This window comes from Actinomadura sp. 7K507 (assembly GCF_004348425.1).
GTDB lineage: Bacteria > Actinomycetota > Actinomycetes > Streptosporangiales > Streptosporangiaceae > Spirillospora.
The window spans coordinates 29,107-48,295 of the sequence record NZ_SMKK01000036.1 but is presented as its reverse complement, the minus strand read 5'-3'; the positions used below and the strand labels follow the sequence as shown (position 1 = coordinate 48,295).

General features: G+C 71.8%; 19 protein-coding genes. 6 read left to right on the top strand and 13 right to left on the bottom strand.

Annotation, left to right across the window (positions count from 1 at the left end; translation table 11 throughout):
* Positions 1-106 precede the first annotated feature (106 nt).
* Complete coding sequence (locus E1285_RS11125; protein ID WP_243722716.1) at positions 107-877, bottom strand: polysaccharide deacetylase family protein; 771 nt, start codon at positions 875-877, stop codon at positions 107-109.
* A gap of 142 nt (positions 878-1,019) precedes the next feature.
* On the opposite strand from E1285_RS11125, the gene E1285_RS11120 reads away from it, so the two are divergent.
* Both E1285_RS11120 and E1285_RS11115 read left to right on the top strand, forming a co-directional pair.
* Positions 1,020-1,781 carry an ABC transporter permease gene (locus E1285_RS11120; protein WP_132150844.1) on the top strand — a complete coding sequence of 254 codons (762 nt, stop codon included), beginning with the start codon at positions 1,020-1,022 and terminating at the stop codon, positions 1,779-1,781.
* Positions 1,782-3,038, top strand: a complete 1,257-nt coding sequence (locus E1285_RS11115) for an amino acid deaminase (RefSeq protein ID WP_243722715.1) — start codon at positions 1,782-1,784, stop codon at positions 3,036-3,038.
* 8 nt (positions 3,039-3,046) lie between these two features.
* On the opposite strand, the gene E1285_RS11110 is transcribed toward E1285_RS11115, so the two are convergent.
* From E1285_RS11110 to E1285_RS11095, 4 genes are all read right to left on the bottom strand, one after another.
* On the bottom strand, positions 3,047-3,676 hold the full coding sequence (locus E1285_RS11110) for a TetR/AcrR family transcriptional regulator (protein ID WP_132150842.1): 630 nt from the start codon (positions 3,674-3,676) through the stop codon (positions 3,047-3,049).
* 314 nt (positions 3,677-3,990) lie between these two features.
* A complete protein-coding gene (locus E1285_RS11105) occupies positions 3,991-4,821 on the bottom strand; it encodes a LuxR C-terminal-related transcriptional regulator (RefSeq protein ID WP_132150840.1) in 831 nt (276 codons plus the stop codon).
* 138 nt (positions 4,822-4,959) lie between these two features.
* A complete protein-coding gene (locus E1285_RS11100; protein ID WP_132150838.1) occupies positions 4,960-6,603 on the bottom strand; it encodes an AMP-binding protein in 1,644 nt (547 codons plus the stop codon).
* A complete protein-coding gene (locus E1285_RS11095; RefSeq protein ID WP_132150836.1) occupies positions 6,600-8,282 on the bottom strand; it encodes an AMP-binding protein in 1,683 nt (560 codons plus the stop codon). Before E1285_RS11095 ends, E1285_RS11100 begins: the two co-directional genes overlap by 4 nt.
* 240 nt (positions 8,283-8,522) lie before the next feature.
* Here E1285_RS11095 and E1285_RS45490 point away from each other — a divergent pair, with 240 nt between their 5' ends.
* Positions 8,523-8,738, top strand: a complete 216-nt coding sequence (locus tag E1285_RS45490) for an EF-hand domain-containing protein (protein WP_165966554.1) — start codon at positions 8,523-8,525, stop codon at positions 8,736-8,738.
* A 12-nt stretch (positions 8,739-8,750) separates the two neighbouring features.
* Here the strand turns inward: E1285_RS45490 and E1285_RS11085 are convergent, their stop codons facing one another.
* Both E1285_RS11085 and E1285_RS11080 read right to left on the bottom strand, forming a co-directional pair.
* Positions 8,751-10,568, bottom strand: coding sequence for an asparagine synthase-related protein (locus E1285_RS11085; RefSeq protein ID WP_132150832.1), 1,818 nt, complete (start codon positions 10,566-10,568; stop codon positions 8,751-8,753).
* A gap of 78 nt (positions 10,569-10,646) precedes the next feature.
* Positions 10,647-11,378, bottom strand: coding sequence for an aminoglycoside 3'-phosphotransferase (locus E1285_RS11080; protein WP_132150830.1), 732 nt, complete (start codon positions 11,376-11,378; stop codon positions 10,647-10,649).
* A 105-nt stretch (positions 11,379-11,483) separates the two neighbouring features.
* Between E1285_RS11080 and E1285_RS11075 the strand changes: the two genes are divergently transcribed.
* Together E1285_RS11075 and E1285_RS11070 are read left to right on the top strand one after the other, a co-directional pair.
* Positions 11,484-11,939, top strand: coding sequence for a hypothetical protein (locus tag E1285_RS11075; protein WP_132150828.1), 456 nt, complete (start codon positions 11,484-11,486; stop codon positions 11,937-11,939).
* A complete protein-coding gene (locus E1285_RS11070) occupies positions 11,939-12,253 on the top strand; it encodes a transcriptional regulator (protein ID WP_132150826.1) in 315 nt (104 codons plus the stop codon). Before E1285_RS11075 ends, E1285_RS11070 begins: the two co-directional genes overlap by 1 nt.
* A 7-nt stretch (positions 12,254-12,260) precedes the next feature.
* On the opposite strand, the gene E1285_RS11065 is transcribed toward E1285_RS11070, so the two are convergent.
* The 3 genes from E1285_RS11065 to E1285_RS11055 form a co-directional block, all read right to left on the bottom strand.
* Positions 12,261-13,496, bottom strand: coding sequence for a DUF6596 domain-containing protein (locus E1285_RS11065; RefSeq protein ID WP_132150824.1), 1,236 nt, complete (start codon positions 13,494-13,496; stop codon positions 12,261-12,263).
* On the bottom strand, positions 13,478-13,855 hold the full coding sequence (locus E1285_RS11060) for a YciI family protein (protein ID WP_132150822.1): 378 nt from the start codon (positions 13,853-13,855) through the stop codon (positions 13,478-13,480). Before E1285_RS11060 ends, E1285_RS11065 begins: the two co-directional genes overlap by 19 nt.
* Positions 13,856-13,959: 104 nt before the next feature.
* Positions 13,960-14,781 carry an SDR family NAD(P)-dependent oxidoreductase gene (locus E1285_RS11055; RefSeq protein ID WP_132150820.1) on the bottom strand — a complete coding sequence of 274 codons (822 nt, stop codon included), beginning with the start codon at positions 14,779-14,781 and terminating at the stop codon, positions 13,960-13,962.
* A 118-nt stretch (positions 14,782-14,899) separates the two neighbouring features.
* On the opposite strand from E1285_RS11055, the gene E1285_RS11050 reads away from it, so the two are divergent.
* Positions 14,900-15,493 (top strand): TetR/AcrR family transcriptional regulator, encoded by a 594-nt coding sequence (locus tag E1285_RS11050; RefSeq protein ID WP_243722714.1) that lies wholly within the window; start codon positions 14,900-14,902, stop codon positions 15,491-15,493.
* 31 nt (positions 15,494-15,524) lie between these two features.
* Here E1285_RS11050 and E1285_RS11045 read toward each other — a convergent pair whose 3' ends face one another.
* The 3 genes from E1285_RS11045 to E1285_RS11035 all read right to left on the bottom strand — a co-directional run bounded on the left by E1285_RS11045 (position 15,525) and on the right by E1285_RS11035 (position 19,163).
* Positions 15,525-16,106, bottom strand: a complete 582-nt coding sequence (locus E1285_RS11045; RefSeq protein WP_132150816.1) for a TetR family transcriptional regulator — start codon at positions 16,104-16,106, stop codon at positions 15,525-15,527.
* 15 nt (positions 16,107-16,121) lie between these two features.
* Complete coding sequence (locus E1285_RS11040) at positions 16,122-18,254, bottom strand: MMPL family transporter (protein ID WP_132150814.1); 2,133 nt, start codon at positions 18,252-18,254, stop codon at positions 16,122-16,124.
* Positions 18,255-18,392: 138 nt separating this feature from the next.
* Positions 18,393-19,163, bottom strand: coding sequence for an antibiotic biosynthesis monooxygenase (locus tag E1285_RS11035; RefSeq protein ID WP_132150812.1), 771 nt, complete (start codon positions 19,161-19,163; stop codon positions 18,393-18,395).
* Positions 19,164-19,189 lie beyond the last annotated feature (26 nt).

The window sequence follows — 19,189 nt, the reverse complement described above, 5'->3', positions numbered from 1 at the left end:
CACCACCCCCGAACCGGCCCCGGAGCCGCAGCCGGTACGGCCTTCGCAGTACCCCCGGCCCCTCGTCCCGCACAGGTAGGAGCGGAGTCGCGCGGCCTTGCCTCCGTCAGAGGGTGACGAAGGTGAGGCCGCGCTTCTTCAGTTTCGGGATGGCGTCACCCAGGGCCTTGAGGGTCTGGGAGCGGTCGCCGCCGCCGTCGTGGCACAGGAGGATCTCGCCGTCCTTGCCCTTGAGGAGGGCCTTGCGGATGCGCCGGACGCCCGGCCGCGCCCAGTCGCGCGGGTCGACGGCCCGGTCGATCGGCAGCATGTCGTGCTCGGCGGTCAGTTCGAGGATGGTCTTGGACCAGGCTCCGCCCGGCGACCGGAAGAACTGCGGCACGACGCCGGTCGCGTCGGCGATCCGGTCGTGCGCGTCGACGATCTCCTTGCGCACCTTCTTCTTCGGCAGCCCGTCGAAGGACATCGGGTGCGTCTCGGTGTGGTTGCAGATCTGGTGCCCCGAGTCGGCGATGCGGCGGGTCAGCTTCGGATGCTCCTTGACCTGCTCGCCGACGATGAAGAACGTCGCGCGGACCTCCTCCTCGGCCAGCAGGTCGAGGATCCGCGGCGTCCACTCCGGATGGGGCCCGTCGTCGAGGGTCAGCGCGATCGACTTCGGCGGCGCCGCCGGCGACAGCTGGGACAGTTCCCGGACGGGCGTCTCCAGCGCGGTCAGCTTCGCCGGCGTCCAGGCCGCGGGACGCGGTGTCGGCGTGGGGGTCGGCGTCGGTGTCGGCTTGATGGGCGGTCTGGCCCGCGGAACCGTCTGCGCCGCTGCCGACGACCCGTCCTGCGGGCGGGCGCCGTCCGCGCCGAGGGCGGTGAGGCCGGTCACCGCCCCCAAGATCAAGAGCGCTCTGCGGCGGGATGTCCCACCGGCAACATCAACCTCCACGACCTCAACGCTATCGGTGTTTTTACGGGTAAGAGGGGCTCTATGAGATCACAATCGGCTCACTTGGCGGGCGGGTGAGGGCTTGAGTGCCGCGCCCGAGGTCGGGCCGGTCCTGGGGCTCGTGCTCATCGCGCTCGCCGCGTCCGCCGCGCTGCTCGTCCGGCTCGGTCGCCTCGGGGTCGGCCGGGACATGGTGGTCGTCTCGGTGCGGGCCGCCGTCCAGCTCACGGTCGTCTCGCTGCTCATCGCGGCGGTGCTGCGCAGCGCGGGGTGGACGGCCGTCTTCGTCGCGGGCATGGTCGTGGTCGCCGCCGCGACCGCGGGACGGCGCATCACCGGGTCCGCGGTGTCCGGACGGTGGACGGTGCTGCCGATCGCCGCCGGGGTCGCGCCCGTCCTGGCGCTGCTGCTGGCCTCCACGCTGGTGCCGGCGCGTCCGGTGGCGGTGCTGCCGATCGCGGGGATCTTCATCGGCGGCGCGATGACGGCGACCGGGCTCACCGGGCGCCGCGCGCTGGACGAACTCGAGACGCGGCGCGGCGAGTACGAGGGCGGTCTCGCGCTCGGCCTCGTGCGCCGGGACGCGGCGCTGGAGGTGTGCCGCCCGGCCGCCGCGCTCGCGCTGGTCCCCGCCCTGGACCAGACCCGTACGGTCGGGCTGGTCACGCTGCCGGGCGCGTTCGTCGGCGTGCTCCTCGGCGGCGCCGACCCCGTCGAGGCCGGCGCGATCCAGCTTCTCGTCCTCATCGGCCTCCTGGCCATTGAGTCGATCGCCGTTCTCATCACACTGGAACTGGTGGCGACCGGACGCCTGCACGGCACAACATCGAAGGGAAGGTCGTAAGTGGGTATCGACGGCAAGGCCGTGGACGCGCTCGGCGACGAGCGGCTCGACTGGCGGTTCAAGGCGATCCCGGTGTCCGCGCACGGGATGACGGTCGCCGAGGCGCGCCGGGCGCGGCTGCCTCTGGACGACTTCGGGACGCCGCTGCTCACCCTCGACGCCGGCGCCCTCGGCCACAACGTCCAGGCGATGGCCGGGTGGGCGGACGCGGCCGGGCTCGACCTCGCGCCCCACGGCAAGACGACCATGGCCCCGGCCCTGTGGCGGATGCAGCTGGACGCCGGCGCGTGGGGCATCACGATCGCGAACCTGCCGCAGCTCCGCGTCGCCCGCGCGTTCGGCGTCCGCCGCGTCGTGCTCGCGAACACCCTCATCGACCCGGCCGGTCTCGCCTGGCTGGCGGCCGAGCTGGAGTGGAACCCCGAGTTCGAGTTCCTGTGCTGGGTCGACTCCTTGCGCGCGGTCGAGCTGATGGACGACGCCCTGCGCCTCACCCGCGCGCAGCGCCAGGTCGACGTGTGCGTCGAACTCGGCGGCCCGAACGGGCGCACCGGCGTACGGGACGACGGCGACGCGCGGACGGTCGCCGACGCCGTCCGCAGGGCCCCGACCCTCCGCCTCGCCGGGATCGCCGGATACGAGGGCGCCCTCGCCCACGACGCGTCCGAGGAGGGGCGCGGCGCGGTGGACGCCTACCTGCGCAGGCTCGCGAACCTGTACGAGGGGCTGGACTTCGAGACCGGCGAGCCGGTCGTGTCGGCGGGCGGCAGCGCGTTCTTCGACCAGGTGGCGGAGATCCTCGGCGCCCTCGAAGGCCGGATCGTGCTGCGGTCGGGCGCGTACATCGTCCACGACGACGGCTTCTACCGGGGCATCTCGCCGTTCGCGCGGGGCGCGGGCGGCGCCGGCTCGCGACTCCGCTCCGCCATGCACGCCTGGGCGCGCGTCGTGTCCCACCCGGAGTCCGCGCTGGCGATCCTGGACGCGGGCAGGCGCGACCTGCCGTTCGACCAGGGCCTGCCCGAGCCGCAGCTCGTCCGGGGCAAGGGGCCCGAACCGCTGGACGGCGCGCGGGTCACCGCCCTCAACGACCAGCACGCCTACCTGGTGGACGGCTCGCCCGAGATCGGCGACGTGGTCAGGCTCGGCCTCTCCCACCCCTGCACGGCACTCGACAAGTGGACGATGATCCCGGTCGTCGACGACGCCGACGCCGGACACCCCACCGTCGTCGACTACATCCGGACGTGGTTCTGAGCCCCGGCTCAGTGGTCGAGGAGCGACGCGAAGTGCGCCAGGATCGGCGCGCACAGCTTGGGGAGCGCGGCGTGCTGCCCCATCGCGACCTTCCCCGTCACCAGCGACGCCACCCCGCCGACGAGCATCCGGCACGCGAACTGGGGATCGGGCAGCGAGCGGAACCGCTCGTCCTCCGCCAGCAGCCCGCCGACGATCTCGACGAAGCCGCGCTGCACGGCGTACCGCAGCGACGTCCCGGCCGGTCCCGCGGCGTAGATCTCCAGCAGGAACGTCCGCGCCGCGCCCCCGTCGGCGGCCAGTTCCCGCAGGTAGGCGCGCAGCGCCTCCTCAAGCCGCAGCATCAGCGGCTGGTCGCGGGCCGCGAGCGCGTCGTTGACGACGCCCATGAAGCGCGCGGCCGTCGCCTCGTAGGCCGCCAGGAAGCACGCCTGCTTGTCGGCGAAATGCTCGTAGAACGTCTCGCGGGACACGTGCGCTCGCTTGAGCACGTCCGCGACGGAGGTGCGGGCGTATCCCTTCTCCCCGACCGCCTGCGTCATGCCCTGGAGCAGACGGTCCCGCTGGGAGGCCGCGACCTGTTCGCGGGTGAGGTGATGGCGCCCGCGCGGCAGCGAGGTGAAGCCGTCGGAGTCCACCCGCACAAGTTACCAACGGGCCCGGCCCGCATGAGGAAATCCATTTATCACGAACAATGCTGTTCGCCGAGCTGTTACGGTTTCCAGTGCATATCGGGGGCCGGACGTCCCTGCCCGGGAACGAGGCGGGACGCCCGTGCGATCACGGCCCGGCGCAGCCGGCACGTGGTGACCGTTCCGTCCAGGCAGTGCGCCACGGGGGCCGATCTGTCCTGGACGACGTGCGCCAACGTGCTGCTGACCCCGTCGCCGGGCCCGATCCGCTTGAAGAACCGCGCGGCCCCGCGGTTCCCCTTCAGCCCCCCGGCCTGCCCTCAGGGCAGTAGGGCGGCGCGGCGGGCGGTGGTCACCGCCTCCAGGCGGGTGTGGCTGTCTAGCTTGCGCATCGCCGAGCGCAGGTAGCTCTTCACCGTCTCGGGGAGCAGGCCCAGGCGTTCGGCGGCCTCCGCGTTGGTGCAGCCGATCGCGACGCACGACAGGACGTCCAGCTCGCGCGGCGACAGGACGGGGCGCGGGGAGCCGTCCGGCTCGTCCAGGCCGGCGGCGGCCAGGCGCAGCGACGCCTCGCGGAGCCGGTCGCGTGTCGGCTGGTCGTGAACATCCTCCGCCAGGGCCCGCAGCTCGGCGTGCACGGCCCTGACCTCTTCCCACCGGGCCGTCGACGAGCTGGGCCGCGTGCGGGCGAGCGCCTCCTCCGCCCGGTCCTGGACGGCGAGGTCCTGTTCGACGTCGCGGGCGGTCTCGACGGCGGCGCCCACGACGCGGTCGGCGAGCGACAGCGGCTCCCGCAGCGCCCCGTACAGGACGCCGCGCACCCGCCGCCGGACGACGATCGGGACCGCGACGATCGACAGCAGCCCCTCGCGGCCGACGGGCTTGTCGTAGTCGTGGCTGATCGACGCCGAGCACGGATAGTTGCTCACCCAGAGGGGGCGTGCCGTGGCCATCGCCTTGCCGCCGAGCCCGTTGCCGTGCTGGACGACCAGGCCGTCCAGCGAGTCGGTGGTGTTGCCGACCAGTTCGGTGATGTGCAGGCGGTCCTGCCCGCCGCCGGACACGGCGCCGCCGAACACCACGGGCAGGCCGGTCGTGCGCTGCAACGTCAGCACGGCCGACCGGACGGCACCCGCGTCGTCGCGCGTCATCCTGGCGGGACGACCCCTCGGGCCCCCCGGCGTAGGCGCACCCATCCTCAGAGCATGCCCCGCCCGGGACCCGTCACGAAAGGGCCGCCCGCACCAAAAGTCGAGCGTGTCCGGTGTGGCCGGCGGACACCCCCTCGCTCAGGCGTCTCCGGTGGCGGCCGCATCGTCCAGGCCGAGGATTTCGACGGCCTCGGTGCGCATCTGCACCTTGCGGACCTTGCCGGTGACCGTCATCGGGAACTCGTCCACGACGTGCACGTAGCGCGGGATCTTGTAGTGGGCGAGCTTCCCCTCGCAGAATGAGCGCAGCTCCCCGGCGGTCAGGCCCGGCGCGCCCTCGCGCAGCCGCACCCACGCCATCAGCTCCTCGCCGTACTTCTCGTCGGGGACGCCGATGACCTGCGCGTCCACGATGTCCGGATGGCCGTAGAGGAACTCCTCGATCTCGCGCGGGTAGATGTTCTCGCCGCCCCGGATCACCATGTCCTTGATCCGGCCGGTGATGTTGACGTAGCCGTCGCCGTCCATGACCGCGAGGTCGCCGGTGTGCATCCAGCGGGCCGCGTCGACGGCCTCGGCCGTCTTGTCCGGCTCCTCCCAGTAGCCGAGCATCACCGAGTAGCCGCGCGTGCAGAACTCGCCGGGCTCGCCGCGCGGGACGGTGACGCCGGTCGACGGGTCGATGACCTTGACCTCCAGGTGCGGGAGGACGGTCCCGACCGTGGAGACGCGGCGGTCGAGGGAGTCGCCCGCGCGGGTCTGCGTCGACACCGGGGACGTCTCCGTCATGCCGTAGCAGATCGCGACCTCGCTCATGCCGAGCCGCTCGATGACCTGCTTCATCACCTCGACCGGGCACGGCGACCCGGCCATGATGCCGGTGCGGAGGCTGGACGTGTCCAGGTCGTCCAGCGACGGGTCGCCCAGGACGGCGATGAACATCGTCGGCACCCCGTACAGCGACGTGCAGCGTTCGGCCGCGACCGCCTCCAGCGTCGCCCTCGGGTCGAACGCCGGTGCCGGGATCACGACGCACGCGCCGTGGCTGGTCGCCGCCAGGTTGCCCATGACCATGCCGAAGCAGTGATAGAAGGGCACGGGCACGCAGATGCGGTCCTCCGCGTCGTAGCCGCAGAGTTCGCCGACGAAGTAGCCGTTGTTCAGGATGTTGTGGTGCGACAGCGTCGCGCCCTTGGGGAAGCCCGTCGTCCCGGACGTGTACTGGATGTTGATCGGGTCGTCGGTGCTGAGCGTCCGGCCGATCTCGGCGAGGACGGACGGGTCGCCCGCCCGGCCCGACTCCACGAGCGCGTCCCACTCCGGGCCGCCGATCAGCACGACGTCCCGGAGCGCGTCGCACTCCGGCCTGACCTCCTCGATCATCGCGGCGTAGTCGGACGTCCTGAACGCCTTCGCCGCGACCAGTGTCCGGATGCCCGCCTGGTTGAGGACGAACTTCAACTCGTGGACGCGGTACGCGGGATTGATGTTGACGAGGATCGCGCCGAGCTTGGCGGTGGCGTATTGGACGAGCATCCATTCGGCGCAGTTCGGCGCCCAGATCCCGACCCGGTCGCCCTTGACGACGCCGAGTTCGCGCAGGCCGAGCGCGACGGCGTCGACGTCGTCGGACAGCCGCTCGTACGTCCAGCGGCGGCCGGTGGCCCGGTCGACGAGCGCGTCGCGTTCGGGGAACGCGGCGACCGTCTTGCCGAGGTTCGCGCCGATGGTGTCGCCGAGCAGCGGGGTGGCGGAGACGCCGGACGCGTAGGAGAGCGTCATCGCAGGTCCTCTTCGCGGAACTCGCCGGCCGGGCGGGCGTCCGCGGCCCGGTGCTTGTCGATCTCGCTCGTCCGCAGCTCGACGCGGCGGATCTTGCCGGAGATCGTCTTGGGCAGCTCGCCGAACTCCAGCAGCCGGACCCGCTTGTACGGCGACAGCTGCGCCCGGCCGTGCTCGAAGATCGCCTTCGCGGTCTCCGCGTTCGCCTCCCAGCCGGCGGCGAGCGTCACGTACGCCTTCGGCACGGCCGCCCTGACCGGATCGGGCGACGGCACCACCGCGGCCTCCGCCACGGCCTCGTGCTCGATCAGCACGCTCTCCAGCTCGAACGGCGAGATCTTGTAGTCGGACGCCTTGAACACGTCATCGGCCCGCCCGACGTAGGTGATGTATCCGTCCTCGTCCCGGGAGCCGATGTCGCCCGTGTGGTAGTAGCCGCCCGCCATCGCCTCTTCGGTGCGCGCCTCGTCGCCGTGGTAGCCGACCATCAGCCCGAGCGGACGGTCCTCCAGCTCAAGGCAGATCTCGCCCTCGTCGCCGGGCTGCCCGGTCAGCGGATCGATCAGCGCCACCTTGTAGCCGGGCACGGCACGTCCCATCGAGCCCGGCTTGACCGGCTGGCCCGGCGTGTTGGCGATCTGCACGGTCGTCTCGGTCTGCCCGAACCCGTCCCGGATCGTCAGGTCCCACGCCTCGCGGACCCGCTCGATCACCTCGGGGTTCAGCGGCTCACCGGCCGCGACGACCTCCCGCGGCGGCGTCGCGAGGCGTCCCAGGTCGGACTGGATCAGCATCCGCCATACCGTGGGCGGCGCGCAGAAGCTCGTGATGCCGCAGCGCTCGATCGTGTCGAGCAGCCGGTCGGCGTCGAAGCGCGTGTAGTTGAAGATGAACACGCACGCCTCGGCGTCCCAGGGCGCGAAGATGTTGCTCCACGCGTGCTTCGCCCATCCCGGCGACGAGATGTTCAGGTGGACGTCCCCGGGCCGCAGCCCGATCCAGTACATCGTCGACAGGTGCCCGGCCGGGTACGTGGCGTGCGTGTGCTGGACGAGCTTCGGCTTCGCCGTCGTTCCGGACGTGAAGTACAGCAGCAGCGTGTCCTGCGACATGGTGAGGCCGTAGGGCGTGAACGCCTCCGCCTCCCCGTACGCGTCGGCGTATCGCACCCACCCGTCCACGGAGTCGCCCGCGGCGATCTTCGTGAACTCGCCCTCCACACCGTCGAACTTGCCGGTGTCGGCCGAGCCGGCCACCACGTGACGGGCGTTGCCGCGCGTCAGCCGGTCCTGGAGGTCGGCCGTGCCGAGCAGCGGCGTGCACGGGATCAGGATCGCGCCGATCTTCATCGCGGCCAGCACCGTCTCCCACAGCTCGACCTGGTTGCCGAGCATCAGGATGATCCGGTCGCCGCGCCGCACCCCCGACCGCCGCAGCAGGTTCGCCACCTGGTTCGACCGCCGCGACAGCTCCGAGAACGAGTACTTCGCCTCCGACCCGTCCTCCTCCACGATCCACAGCGCGGGGGAGTCGTTGCTATCGGCGATCTTGTCGAACCAGTCCAGCGCCCAGTTGAAGCCGGTCAGCACCGGCCAGCGGAACTTCTCGTACGCGGTCGCGTAGTCATCGCGATGCGCGAGCAGGAAGTCGCGCGCCGCACGGAACTCGACTGCGGGCATGGTCTCTCCTCGAAGCCGCACGGACACCCGGTACGAAGGATGGTCGTCATGCAGGGTGACGCACACCACCCCCGAACGGGGGTACCGGCATGTTTCTTTGCGCTCCCCCTACCCGACCGCGACGAAAGGTCCCTGTCATACCGCACCCTGTGTGGCCGGCATCGAGGAATCCGGCCCGGCGGGGCCAGGGGTCTGCTTCGATGTTGTTTGTCTGGAATGTGTGTATCGAAAGGATTCGTCATGGCCGACCTCGACCCGACAGCCACGTTCAAAGAATTCGACGCCGACGGCGACGGTTACATCACTCGTGAAGAGTTCACCGCCGCCATGAAGGCGCGCGGTGAGGAGGTCACCCCGGACGAACTCGACTCGATCTTCCGGGCGGCGGACGGACGCGACGGCGACGCCGACGGCCGCATCTCGCAGGCCGAGTTCCTCGTCGCCTGGGAGCGCTGAACGCCCGGCGGGTCACGGCGTGGGGATGGGCACCGCGACGTCCGGCAGGCCGTCCGGCTCGGGCTCGCGCCAGGCGCCCGACAGCAGGACGCTCAGGGAGAGCAGGTGCCAGCTCTGCCCGGGCCGCCGCGGCGGCACCTCGGCCAGCCGCCGCTCCACCGCGCCGCGGTCGGCGATGGAGAACAGCTCGGGCGGCCCGTCGAGGATGTGCTCGCGGAACACCTCGGCCAGCTCCGGCCCGTACGACTTGCGCCAGTTGAACCCGGCGGCGCCCGTGCTCGGCGGCGTGGCGCGGCGCCGCCAGCCCGGCCATTCGCGGAGCGAGCGGGCCCGCTCGTGTTCGAACCGCCACCGCTTGCCGTCGAACGGCACGTCCCGCAGCCGGGGCGCGAGCATCCGCATGACCAGCGCGACCGGCTCCTCGCTCAGCCGCCATTCGACGGGCAGCGCCAGCGCGGCGCGCACCACCCGGTTGTCCAGGAACGGGTGGTAGTAGGCCCAGTTCATGAGCGTTGCGGTGTGCGAGCCCGCCAGCCAGCGGCCGGTCTTGTAGAACATGTGCAGCTTGTCGAGCACATCGACGCCGTCGCGCTCGTAGCGGGCGACCCACTCGTTGTAGTGGCTCTCCGCATGGGCGTTGGCGTCGTCGCTGAGGAACTCGCGCTGAGCCAGGAAGATGGTCTTGAGCCGCCGGTGGACGCCGTCACGGGTGAGATCGCCCTGGTCCGAAAGGAAGCCGCCGCGCAGCCGCTCACCACCCGAGCCGGAGCTGCGCGGCTCGGGATCGTAGGCCGCCCACCGGTTGACGCCCTCGTACGCCGAGTTCATGCCCTCGCACATGCGGACCAGCGCGTGGGCGCGCCGCAGCGGGTGGCGGACGAGGACCGCGCCGGACTTCTGCCTGTCGATCGTGACCCGGCACTCCACGCCCAGCGCCCCGGCCACCCGCTGCGCCAGCACCACGTCGGGGCTGTCGGCCAGGCCGTGGGTGGCGCCGAAGAACGGCACCTCCGCGGCGTGGCAGGCGGCGGCGATCAGCCGGCTGTCGCGTCCGCCGGACAGCGCCAGCCGCATCGGCCGGTCATGCCGCCTGAACGGCTCCACGGCGGCCAGCAGCGCCTCGGCCAGCGGCTCCACCCGCGCACGGGCCTCCTTGCGGCCGCGCGGCGCGGTCCCCTGCTCGGGCAGCGGCCGCGCGACGACGGCCCCGGCCCGGCCGCGCCGCGCGACGAACGCGGCCGCGTTCGGGACCGCCCGCACGCCCTCGAACGGCGTCTCGTCGGAGACGAGGAACCCGTGCCGCACCATCGACTGCAGCGCCATCAGGTCGTAGGCGGGCGCCGTGCGGGTCAGCCCGGTCGCCGCGGCCCGCGCCGCCAGGTGCGCCAGCAGGGCCCGGGACGCCGCGAATCGCAGCCCGCCCGCCTCGGCGTGGTAGACGGGGCACGCGCGCGTGACGGACGTGGCGGCCTCGAACCCGTCCGCCCCGGCGCGGAACACGGAGAAGCAACCGCCGATGTCGTCCAGTTCGTCCCCGAGGGCGGCGGCACCCAGCAGCAGATCGGCGTCGCCCTTGCCGCCCAGGTAGCCGCAGTAGGTCATGGCGCGGTCGCCGGAGGTGAGGATCGGCTCCGGGAACGGTTCCTCGACCGGCTCGTTGGACCAGGCCAGTAGCGCGGTGCCACCGTCCGGCGAGACCCACTCCGCGGTACGCCACCGATCAACGGGCACGGGCACGGCCTCTTCGATGGCCCACCGAGCCGCCGCGAGCACCCCGTCCGCGATCCGCTCCTCACGCTTCCACGCGGAGACGACCAAACAAGCACGCATTCGAGCACCCAACCACCACCCGGCGAACGCACCATGAACACCGAACGGCCTCCCGTGGACGTCCCCGCTGCGTAGCGGTCAGAGGAGTTCGTCCAGGAGGCGGTAGTAGTACAGGCGGCCTTCGTCGACCTCGGTGATCAGCCCGTAGGAGGAGAGGAACGCGTCCCACGCCGCCGGTCCATGGTCTTCGGATAGGTCGCGGTGGACGATGGCCAGGTCGCGGTAGCGGTCGGCGACCCCGAGGGCCGGAACATCGATGACGACGGGTTCTCCCGTGGCGAGCAGCAGGACGTTGGACGGCGCGTAGTCACCGTGGGCGACCACGAGGTCCTCTGCGGGGCGGGCGGCGAGGAGTCGCTCAAGGACGGCCTCGGGCGTGAGGCCCCGGTGGTCGGCGTCGAAGTCGTCCGCGTCCACGAGACCCTTGCGGACGAGATCGGCGGCCCTTTCCAGAACCCTCGCCAGCCGCCCGTCGAAGGGACATGTCGAGACCGGGAGTTCGTGCAGGCTTCGCAGCACCCGTCCCATGACCGAACTCGCGGACGCGGGCTCGGCGCCGTCCAGGGACGGTGCTTTCACGTCGGCCAGCACGAGAAGGCCTTCTTCGAACGCGACAACGTCGGGGACGGGGACACGTTCTTTGAGCCATCGCAGGCGTTCGTACTCGGCGAGTGCGAGCGGCCCGTGCTTGACGTAGAAGGTCTCGGACCCGGACGTCACCCTGAGGGCCGTGCCGCTCACGCCTTCATGGTCGTCCGACCAGGCTGCGTCCGGGCCGAACATCCGGCGAAGTCGGTCGGAGATCTCCATACGCACATTCTCGGGCACCGATCGCTCCCCGGAGCCCGACGGGCTACTTTCCTGTGGGGCAAGTGAATGCTACTTTCTTCATAGGAAAGTACCTGGGAGGTGCACATGAACCCTGATGAGGCCCGTGGTTCGCTCGACGAGATCCACCGTCTTCAAGACCGGACGCGAAGCGAGTACGTCCGGCACACGTTCGCCCGGCCCTACACGCTGGCGTCGGCGCTCGGCCTGTTCATCGCCCTGGCGTCGCTCGACTTCCCGCAGCCCTGGCAGATCATCGTCTTCCTGGTCGGTGAGGCGATCCTGATCGGCGTGCTGTTCGTGCAGAGGCGCCGCGCCCCCGTCCGGAGGAAGCTCACCGCACCGGAAGTGATGTTCCAGGTGGCGATGGGCGTAGCCCTGATCGGGGCCTTCATCGCCTTCAGTATCGCGGCCTCGCTGGGGGCATTCGAATTCGGCCTGCCCATTCAGCACACGATCGCCGCCGCCGCGCTCGCGCTCACGGTGGTGGCCGTCTCGGTGCCCGTGCGCCGCGTCTACGACTCGATCGTCCGTCACAGCTGATGGACGCCCGGTTCGACGAGTTCCTGCACGTTCCGGCGCGGCTGTCGATCGTCGCGCTGCTGGCCCCCGCGGGCTGGGCGGAGTTCGGCTTCATCCGCGACAGCGTCGGGACCAGCGACTCCGCCCTGTCCAAGCAGGTCTCGGCGCTCGCGAACGCCGGGTACGTCACCGTCCGCAAGAGGCGGGACGGGGCCGTGCGGCGGACACACGTGCAGCTCACCCCGCAGGGGCGGGAAGCGTTCCAGCGCCATGCCGCCGCGCTGGAGGAGATCGTCAACGCCGCCCGGTTCCCCCAGCCGCCGGCCAATGCGTGAGGACGGGCTACGGCCGGCCGGCGCGCTGTTCGAGGAACAGCCGCGCCGATGGGTCGTCGGTGAGCGCGGCCGCCTCGGTGTAGGCGGCCGCCGCGTCCTCCGGTCGTCCCAGGCGTGCCAGCAGGTCGCCGCGGGCCGCGTGGTACGGCTGGAACCGTTCTCGCTCCGGCGGCAGCGCGTCGAGCAGTTCGAGGCCGCGTTCCGGTGACTCGGTCCGCCCGACGACGGCCGCGTTCGCCACGTGGCTTCCCAGGCTGGGGGCGACGGCGATCAGCGCGGCGTAGAGGGTGCGGAGCGAGCCCCAATCCGTCTTGCCCGTGCGAGCACGGCCGCAGTGGACGGCCTGGATCGCCGCCTCCAACTGGAACCGTCCGGGTGCCTGCCCTGGCCGCTCCGCCTTACGCAGGTAGGACTCGCCCTCCGCGATGAGACGGCGGTCCCAGTCGGACGGGTCCTGCTCGTCCAGCGGCAGGAACGGCAGGCCGGGCGCCCTCGCGCGTGCCGACGCCAAGGTGAGCAGGGCGGCCAGTCCCCACGGCTCCGGCTGGTCGCGGAGCAGCGCGGCCAGGGTGACGGCGAGGTACCGCGCCTCCCCGGCGAGCGAACCGCCGTCGCCGCGTTCCGGCCACGCCAGCGTGTAGCAGCCGTACACCGCTTCGAGCACCGGCGGCAGCCGTTCGGGCATCGCCCGCCGTTCCGGGACGGCGAAGGGGATCCGGGCGTCCCGGATCCGCCGCTTGGCGCGCACCAGGCGTTGCGACATCGCCCCGCCCGGCACGGCGAACGCCCGCGCGATCTGGGCGGAGTCGAAGCCGAGGACGGCCTGCAGCATCAGCGGCGTGCGGACGTTCGCGGCGATCGCCGGGTGCGCGCACACGAAGAGCAGGGCCAGCCGCCGTTCCGGGATCTCGTCCGGGTCGGCGTCGCCCAGGGCGTGTTCGTCCAGCACGGACTCGCCGGTGGCCGCCCCCAGCGGGGCGTGGCGGCGGTGCGCGGCGGACTTCCAGAGGTCCCGCTGCCGGTTCCGCGCGACCGTGAGCAGCCAGCCCTCCGGGTTGTCCGGGACGCCGTCGCGCGGCCACGTGGTCAGCGCCCGCTCGAACGCCTGCGCCAGGGTGTCCTCGGCGAGCTCCAGGTCACCCGTGGGCGCGGCGAGCAGCGCGACCAGCCGGCCGTACGACGTCCGCGCGGTGCGCTCCGCGACGTCCGCCGCCGTCCCGCCCGTCACGCGGACGGGACCCATTTCCCGGCCTCGGTGTGCACGGCGCCGGGCCGGACCTCGACCGTGCCCCACGAGGCGGGCGGCGCCTGCCGCGCCCACTCCAGCGCGGTGTCGAGGTCCGGGACGTCGATGACCATCACGCCGCCGAGCTGCTCCTTGGTGTCGGCGAACGGGCCGTCCTGGATCCGCGGCTCGCCTCCGGCGAGCGTGAGCGTCGTCGAGGCGGCCGACGGCTGGAGCACCTGGCCGCTCACCAGGATCCCCGCCTGCTCCAGCGTGGCGGCGTAACCGTCGAACGCCCGCCTGCCGGCGGCCATCGCCTCGGCCCCGAGCGACTCGTCGGTCTCCTCGGTGTAGTGGAACAGCAGCATGTAGCGCATATCCGGCTCCTTCCCGCTGTCGCCCCGACGTTCCCGTCGTGGCGCTGACGTAGTGCTGACGTAGTGATGACGATCCCAGGGCGGGTGAACAGACATCCTGGGCGTCAGCCCGGCGCCTTCCGGCTGAGGTGCCTCCACGCCCGGTACTCCGCGGTTCGGAACCCTTCCATCTGCTGGACCATGTCGTAGGAGGCGCCGCCGACGATCAGCCGCAGCGGCGGCTCCGGCAGCTCGACCAGTTCCATGATCACGGGTGCCGCGGTGCTCGGGTCGGGGCCGGCGTCCTCGCCCCACATCTCGGCCAGTTGGGCGCGCAGCGGCTCGTACTCCGGGCGCGGTTCCGTCATCGTGGTGCCTCGCGTGAACAGGTCCGTGCCGTACCCGCCGGGTTGCACGATCGTCACCTTGACCCCGAACGGCGCCAGCTCCATCGCCAGCGCCTGGCTCAGCGAGTCGAGCGCCGACTTGCTCGCCCCGTAGAACCCGGTGGAGGCGACGCCGCCGCCGGTCCCCATTGAGGTGACCTGGAGGAGGTGGCCGGAACCTTGAGCGCGCAGGTGCGGTACGACGGCCTGCGTCACCCAGACCGCGCCGAAGAAGTTGACGTCGAACTGCGCGCGGATCTGCTCCTCGCTCGCCTCCTCGACCATGCCGAGCAGCATCGTCCCCGCGTTGTTGACCACGACGTCGAGTCGCCCGAACGCCGCCGCGGCCTGATCGGCCACCTTCTGGACGGCCTCCCGGTCGGTGACGTCCAGCGCCAGCCGTACGAGGTCGTCCGGGTGGGCGGCGGCCAGATCCGCGAGCGGGCCGAGGTCGCGTGCGGCGGCGACGACGCGGTCTCCGGCTTCGAGTGCCGCTTCGGTGAACGCCCTGCCCAGGCCCCTGGAAGCGCCGGTGATGAACCAGACTCTCGCGGTCGTCATACGATCCCATTCCTTGGTGAGACGAGACGGTTCGTCTCGTTGTGTTGGAAGTATGCGACCCGTTCCCGGCAATGTCAAGACGGACCGTCTCGTCTCGTTAAGTGCTACGCTCCCGGACGTGTCTCACCCCGGAAAGCCGAACCCGGCCCGGCGCAGCGAACGGTCCCGGCAGGCCGTCCTCGGCGCGGCGCGCGAACTCGTCTCCGAACTCGGATACGCCAAGGTGTCCATCGAGGCCATCGCGGCCCGTGCCGGCGTCGGCAAGCAGACGATCTACCGCTGGTGGCCGTCCAAGGGCGCGGTGATCTTCGACTCGTTCCTGGAGCTCAGCGAGACCGGCGAGGGGGTGCGGCTGCCCGACACCGGGGACCTCGCGACCGACCTCAAGGCGGTCATGCGGGCGACCGTCGCCGAGTTCGCCGACCCGGGGTTCGAGGCGCCCGTCAGAGCGCTCAACATGGAGATCATCGCCGATGCGGCCCTCGCGGCCCAGTACCGCGAGAAGCTGGCAGGCCCCGTCGACGAGGCCAAGAAGGAACGGCTGCGCAGCGCCCAGCAGGTGGGCCAACTCGCCGCGGACGCCGACCTCGACCTGCTGCTGGAGCTGCTCTACGCCCCGCTCTACCAGCGCTGGCTGCACCGATCGGGGCCGCTCACCCCCGAGTACGCCGACGCGCTGGTGGAGGCGACTCTCCGCGCCTTCGCCCCCTGAAACCACAGGTGGGCCACACCCTCGCGGGGCCTCAGCCGGCGGGGTCGAGGGTGGTCAGGGCTTCGTCGAGGGCTGCGGGGAGGTCCAAGGACGGGTCGTCCTTCCAGCGCAGCATGATGTCGAGCATGATGCCGAAGGCCGCGCCGGTGAGGGTGCGGACGGCGACGTCGTCAGGGCCGCGGTCCATCCGCTCGGCGAGGATGGAGGTCACCGTCCGCATGGTCTCGATGTAGTTGCCGAAGGCGGCGCCGCGCAGCGCGGGGACCGACAGGATGAGGACGGTCCGTTCACGCCCGGCGGCGAGGTCGTCCGGCGACAGGGTGACGAGCATGGTGCGGACGGCCGCGCGCAGCGTCTGGATGGGGGTCAGCTCCGGCGGCTGGGTGCGAAGCACTTCGAAGAACTCCGGGTCGGCCTCGTCGGTGATGACGAGGTCCTCCTTGGTGGGGAAGTAGCGGAAGACGGTGGTGTGCGCGACCTCCGCCGCCTGGGCGACCTGTTCGACGGTCGTCGCCTCGTAGCCGCGCTCCCGGAACAGCCGCAGCGCCTCCCGCTGGATCGCGGCGCGGGTCCTCGCCTTCTTCAGCTCCCGCAGTCCCGGCTTCGGCGCCATCACCCCGGCCCTTCGTCACTCCGTCCTGGACGTGGAGCCTACAAGCGCCGGTTCCGCGTGGAGGCGTTCGCCTTCCACGTCCACGTGGGGGATGAGGCCGTCCAGGCGGGCGGGCAGCCACCAGCCGGCGCGGCCGAGCAGCGCCATCACGGCGGGGACGATCGTCATCCGGACGAGGAACGCGTCGAAGAACACCGCGGCGGCCAGCGCGAAGCCGAACGACTGCACCATCGGCGTATCGGACAGCATGAACCCGGAGAACACGCTGATCATGATGATCGCGGCGGCGGTGACGACGCGGGCGCCGTGCGCCAGGCCGGTGACGGCGGCGTCGGTGGGGGACGCGCCGCGGACGTGCTCCTCGCGCATCCGGGTGACGAGGAAGACCTGGTAGTCCATGGCCAGCCCGAACACCATGCCGATCAGCATGACCGGCAGCAGGTGGACGATGACGCCGGACGAGTGGACCCCGAGAAGGCCGTTCAGCCAGCCCCACTGGAACACGGCGACGACCGCCCCGAACGTGGCGGCCACGCTGAGCAGGAAGCCGAGCGTCGCCTTCAGCGGCACCAGGATCGAGCGGAACACCAGCGTCAGCAGCAGGAACGCGAGGCCGACGACGACTGCCAGGTAGGGGACGAGTGCGCCCGCGAGCTTTCCGGACGTGTCGATGTCGATGGCCGTCTGCCCGGTGACGGCGACCGTGACCCCGGCGCTGGAACCGAATCGCTCGCGGACGGTGTGGATGAGGTCCTCGGTGGCTTCGCTGGTCGGTCCGCTTTCGGGAACGACGCTGAGGAGCGCGGTGTCACCGGCCGCGTTCAGCACCGGGGCCTCGACGGAGGCGACGCCGGTCAGTGACGTGACTTCCGCCGCGACGCGGTCTGCGGCCGACCTGGTGTCGCGGGGGGCCTGCACGACGAGGGTCAGCGGTCCGTTGACGCCGGGGCCGAACCCGTCCGCGAGCAGGTCGTAGGCCGCGCGCTGGGTCGTCCCGGCCGGGGCGCTGCCGTCGTCGGGCAGCCCGAGCCGCAGGCCGAGCGCGGGCATGGCCGCGACGAGCAGCGCGGCGGCCGCGGCGAGCGCCACCGGGAGCGGGCGGGACGTGACGAACCGTCCCCAGCGGCGTCCGCCGGAGGCGGTGGGACGTCCGCGGGCCAGGGCGCGGTGCCCGGCGAACCCGAGCAGGGCGGGCAGCAGCGTGAGGGCGACGAGCACCGCGATGGCCACGGTGAACGCGGCGGCGAACCCGAGCTGGGTGAGGACGGGGATGTCCATGACGGCCAGGCCCGCCAGCGCGATGATGACCGTCAGGCCCGCGAAGACGACGGCGGATCCGGCGGTGCCCGCCGCCTGTCCGGCCGCGTCGACGGGTTCCCGCCCGCCCGCGACCTCCTGCCGGTAGCGGGAGATGATGAACAGCGCGTAGTCGATCGCGACGGCGAGGCCGAGCATGAGCGCGAGCGCCGGGGTGTCGGAGTTGAGTTCGACGAAGGCGCCGGCCGCGGTGACCGCGCAGACGCCGATGACGATCCCCGCGGCGGCCGTCAGCAGCGGCAGCCCGGCGGCGACCAGCGACCCCAGCGTGACCAGCAGGACGATCGCGGCGGCCGCCACTCCGAGCAGCTCACCGGCGCCCTCCCCGGGGGGCGGCACGGCGTCGCCGCTCATCTCCACGCGCAGGCCGGGGACGGCGGCTGCCTCGCGAAGCGCGTCGCGGTCCGCGCCGGTCAGCTCGTGACCGGGGACGTCGTAGGCGACCTCGGCGAGCGCGGTCCGGCCGTCGCGCGAGACGGTGCCCCGGGCGTAGGGGGCGGCGACCTCCGCGACCTTCGGGGTCGCCTTGACCCGGGCGACCGCGCGTTCGACGGCGTCGCGGTTCGCGGGGTCGGTGAGCGGTCGTCCGGTGGGGGCGGCGAACACGATCCTGGCGGACGCTCCATCCGTGGCGACCTGCGGGAACCGCTCCGCGATCAGGTCGTTCGCCCGCTGCGACTCGGTGCCGGGCACCGAGAACGTGTCCGGGGCCGGCTGGGCCAGGACGGCCGCTCCCGACACGGCGGCGATCAGCAGGCCGGTCCACACCAGGACCACCGGCAGCCGCCGCCGGAAACAGAACCGGCCGAGCCGGGACAGCAACACCGCCATGACGAACACACCCTCTCGCTAGTTCGATAGCAAGTGTTAGTCAGATAGCGATTTCTGTCAACGTCTTGCCGAACGCGAACGTGCCGCCCTTCCGCGTGGAAGGACGGCACGTTGGATGCTGAGTCTGGATCTGGCGCGCTAGGACTCGGCCGGGATGTAGGGCGGGGCCACGCCCCAGCCCCAGTGCGGCATGGGGGCCTCAAGGGGCGGCTTCGCGTCCGGTTGCGAGTTGGTGAGGGCGATGCGGGTGCCCCACTCGATGTAGGACGTGAACGCGGCGCGGAACTCGGGGTCGCCGGGGAGGCCGATCTCGTCCGCGGCGTCCATGAGGAGGGCGACCCAGCGCCGCCGCTGCGGTTCGGCGATGGCCCTGCCGAGGTGCTGCCGGACCATGTGGTGGTAGCCGCCGCGCTCCCGGCTGTAGCGCTCCGGGCCGCGGAAGACCTCGCCCAGCCAGATCGCGACCCACTTCGGATGGTCGGCGTCCATGTGCTCGAACAGGGGCTTGAGCAGGTCGTCCTTCAGGACGTTCGAGTAGAAGACCTCGGTGAGCCGTTCGAGCGCCTCGCCGCCGCCCGCCCAGTCGTACATCGTCGGGACGGACGACCCCGCACCGAGCACGGACGTCCGCTCGTAGTGCCGCATCTCCTCGATGGCCTGGACGTACGGCTTGATCTCGGCGAAGAACCCGGGGAAGTGCTCGCCGCCCCGGAAACCCTTCATGTGGTCGTCGGCGGACGTCCAGCCGATGCGCAGGATGTAGACGGAGGGCTCCTCCACGCACCTGGACAGTTCAAAGTCCACGCACTGCGGAGCGGCGGCGAGGGAGGCGGACGCCCGCCCGTAGGCGGTCTCGAAGGCCTCCGTGTCCTGCGGGTCGATGCGGTAGCGGATGTACTCGACGATCATTCGGCCCCCAGGGGTGCAACCGGTCG

What these genes read in the sequence shown, in the direction of transcription:
- E1285_RS11100 (WP_132150838.1), bottom strand. Translation starts at nt 6,603, where the DNA reads ATGACGCTCTCCTACGCGTCCGGCGTCTCCGCCACCCCGCTGCTCGGC.
- E1285_RS11040 (WP_132150814.1), bottom strand. Translation starts at nt 18,254, where the DNA reads ATGGCGGTGTTGCTGTCCCGGCTCGGCCGGTTCTGTTTCCGGCGGCGG.
- E1285_RS11045 (WP_132150816.1), bottom strand. Translation starts at nt 16,106, where the DNA reads ATGGCGCCGAAGCCGGGACTGCGGGAGCTGAAGAAGGCGAGGACCCGC.
- E1285_RS11085 (WP_132150832.1), bottom strand. Translation starts at nt 10,568, where the DNA reads ATGCGTGCTTGTTTGGTCGTCTCCGCGTGGAAGCGTGAGGAGCGGATC.
- E1285_RS11065 (WP_132150824.1), bottom strand. Translation starts at nt 13,496, where the DNA reads ATGGGTCCCGTCCGCGTGACGGGCGGGACGGCGGCGGACGTCGCGGAG.
- E1285_RS11060 (WP_132150822.1), bottom strand. Translation starts at nt 13,855, where the DNA reads ATGCGCTACATGCTGCTGTTCCACTACACCGAGGAGACCGACGAGTCG.
- E1285_RS11035 (WP_132150812.1), bottom strand. Translation starts at nt 19,163, where the DNA reads ATGATCGTCGAGTACATCCGCTACCGCATCGACCCGCAGGACACGGAG.
- E1285_RS11080 (WP_132150830.1), bottom strand. Translation starts at nt 11,378, where the DNA reads ATGGAGATCTCCGACCGACTTCGCCGGATGTTCGGCCCGGACGCAGCC.
- E1285_RS11055 (WP_132150820.1), bottom strand. Translation starts at nt 14,781, where the DNA reads ATGACGACCGCGAGAGTCTGGTTCATCACCGGCGCTTCCAGGGGCCTG.
- E1285_RS45490 (WP_165966554.1), top strand. Translation starts at nt 8,523, where the DNA reads ATGGCCGACCTCGACCCGACAGCCACGTTCAAAGAATTCGACGCCGAC.
- E1285_RS11105 (WP_132150840.1), bottom strand. Translation starts at nt 4,821, where the DNA reads ATGACGCGCGACGACGCGGGTGCCGTCCGGTCGGCCGTGCTGACGTTG.
- E1285_RS11075 (WP_132150828.1), top strand. Translation starts at nt 11,484, where the DNA reads ATGAACCCTGATGAGGCCCGTGGTTCGCTCGACGAGATCCACCGTCTT.
- E1285_RS11095 (WP_132150836.1), bottom strand. Translation starts at nt 8,282, where the DNA reads ATGCCCGCAGTCGAGTTCCGTGCGGCGCGCGACTTCCTGCTCGCGCAT.
- E1285_RS11070 (WP_132150826.1), top strand. Translation starts at nt 11,939, where the DNA reads ATGGACGCCCGGTTCGACGAGTTCCTGCACGTTCCGGCGCGGCTGTCG.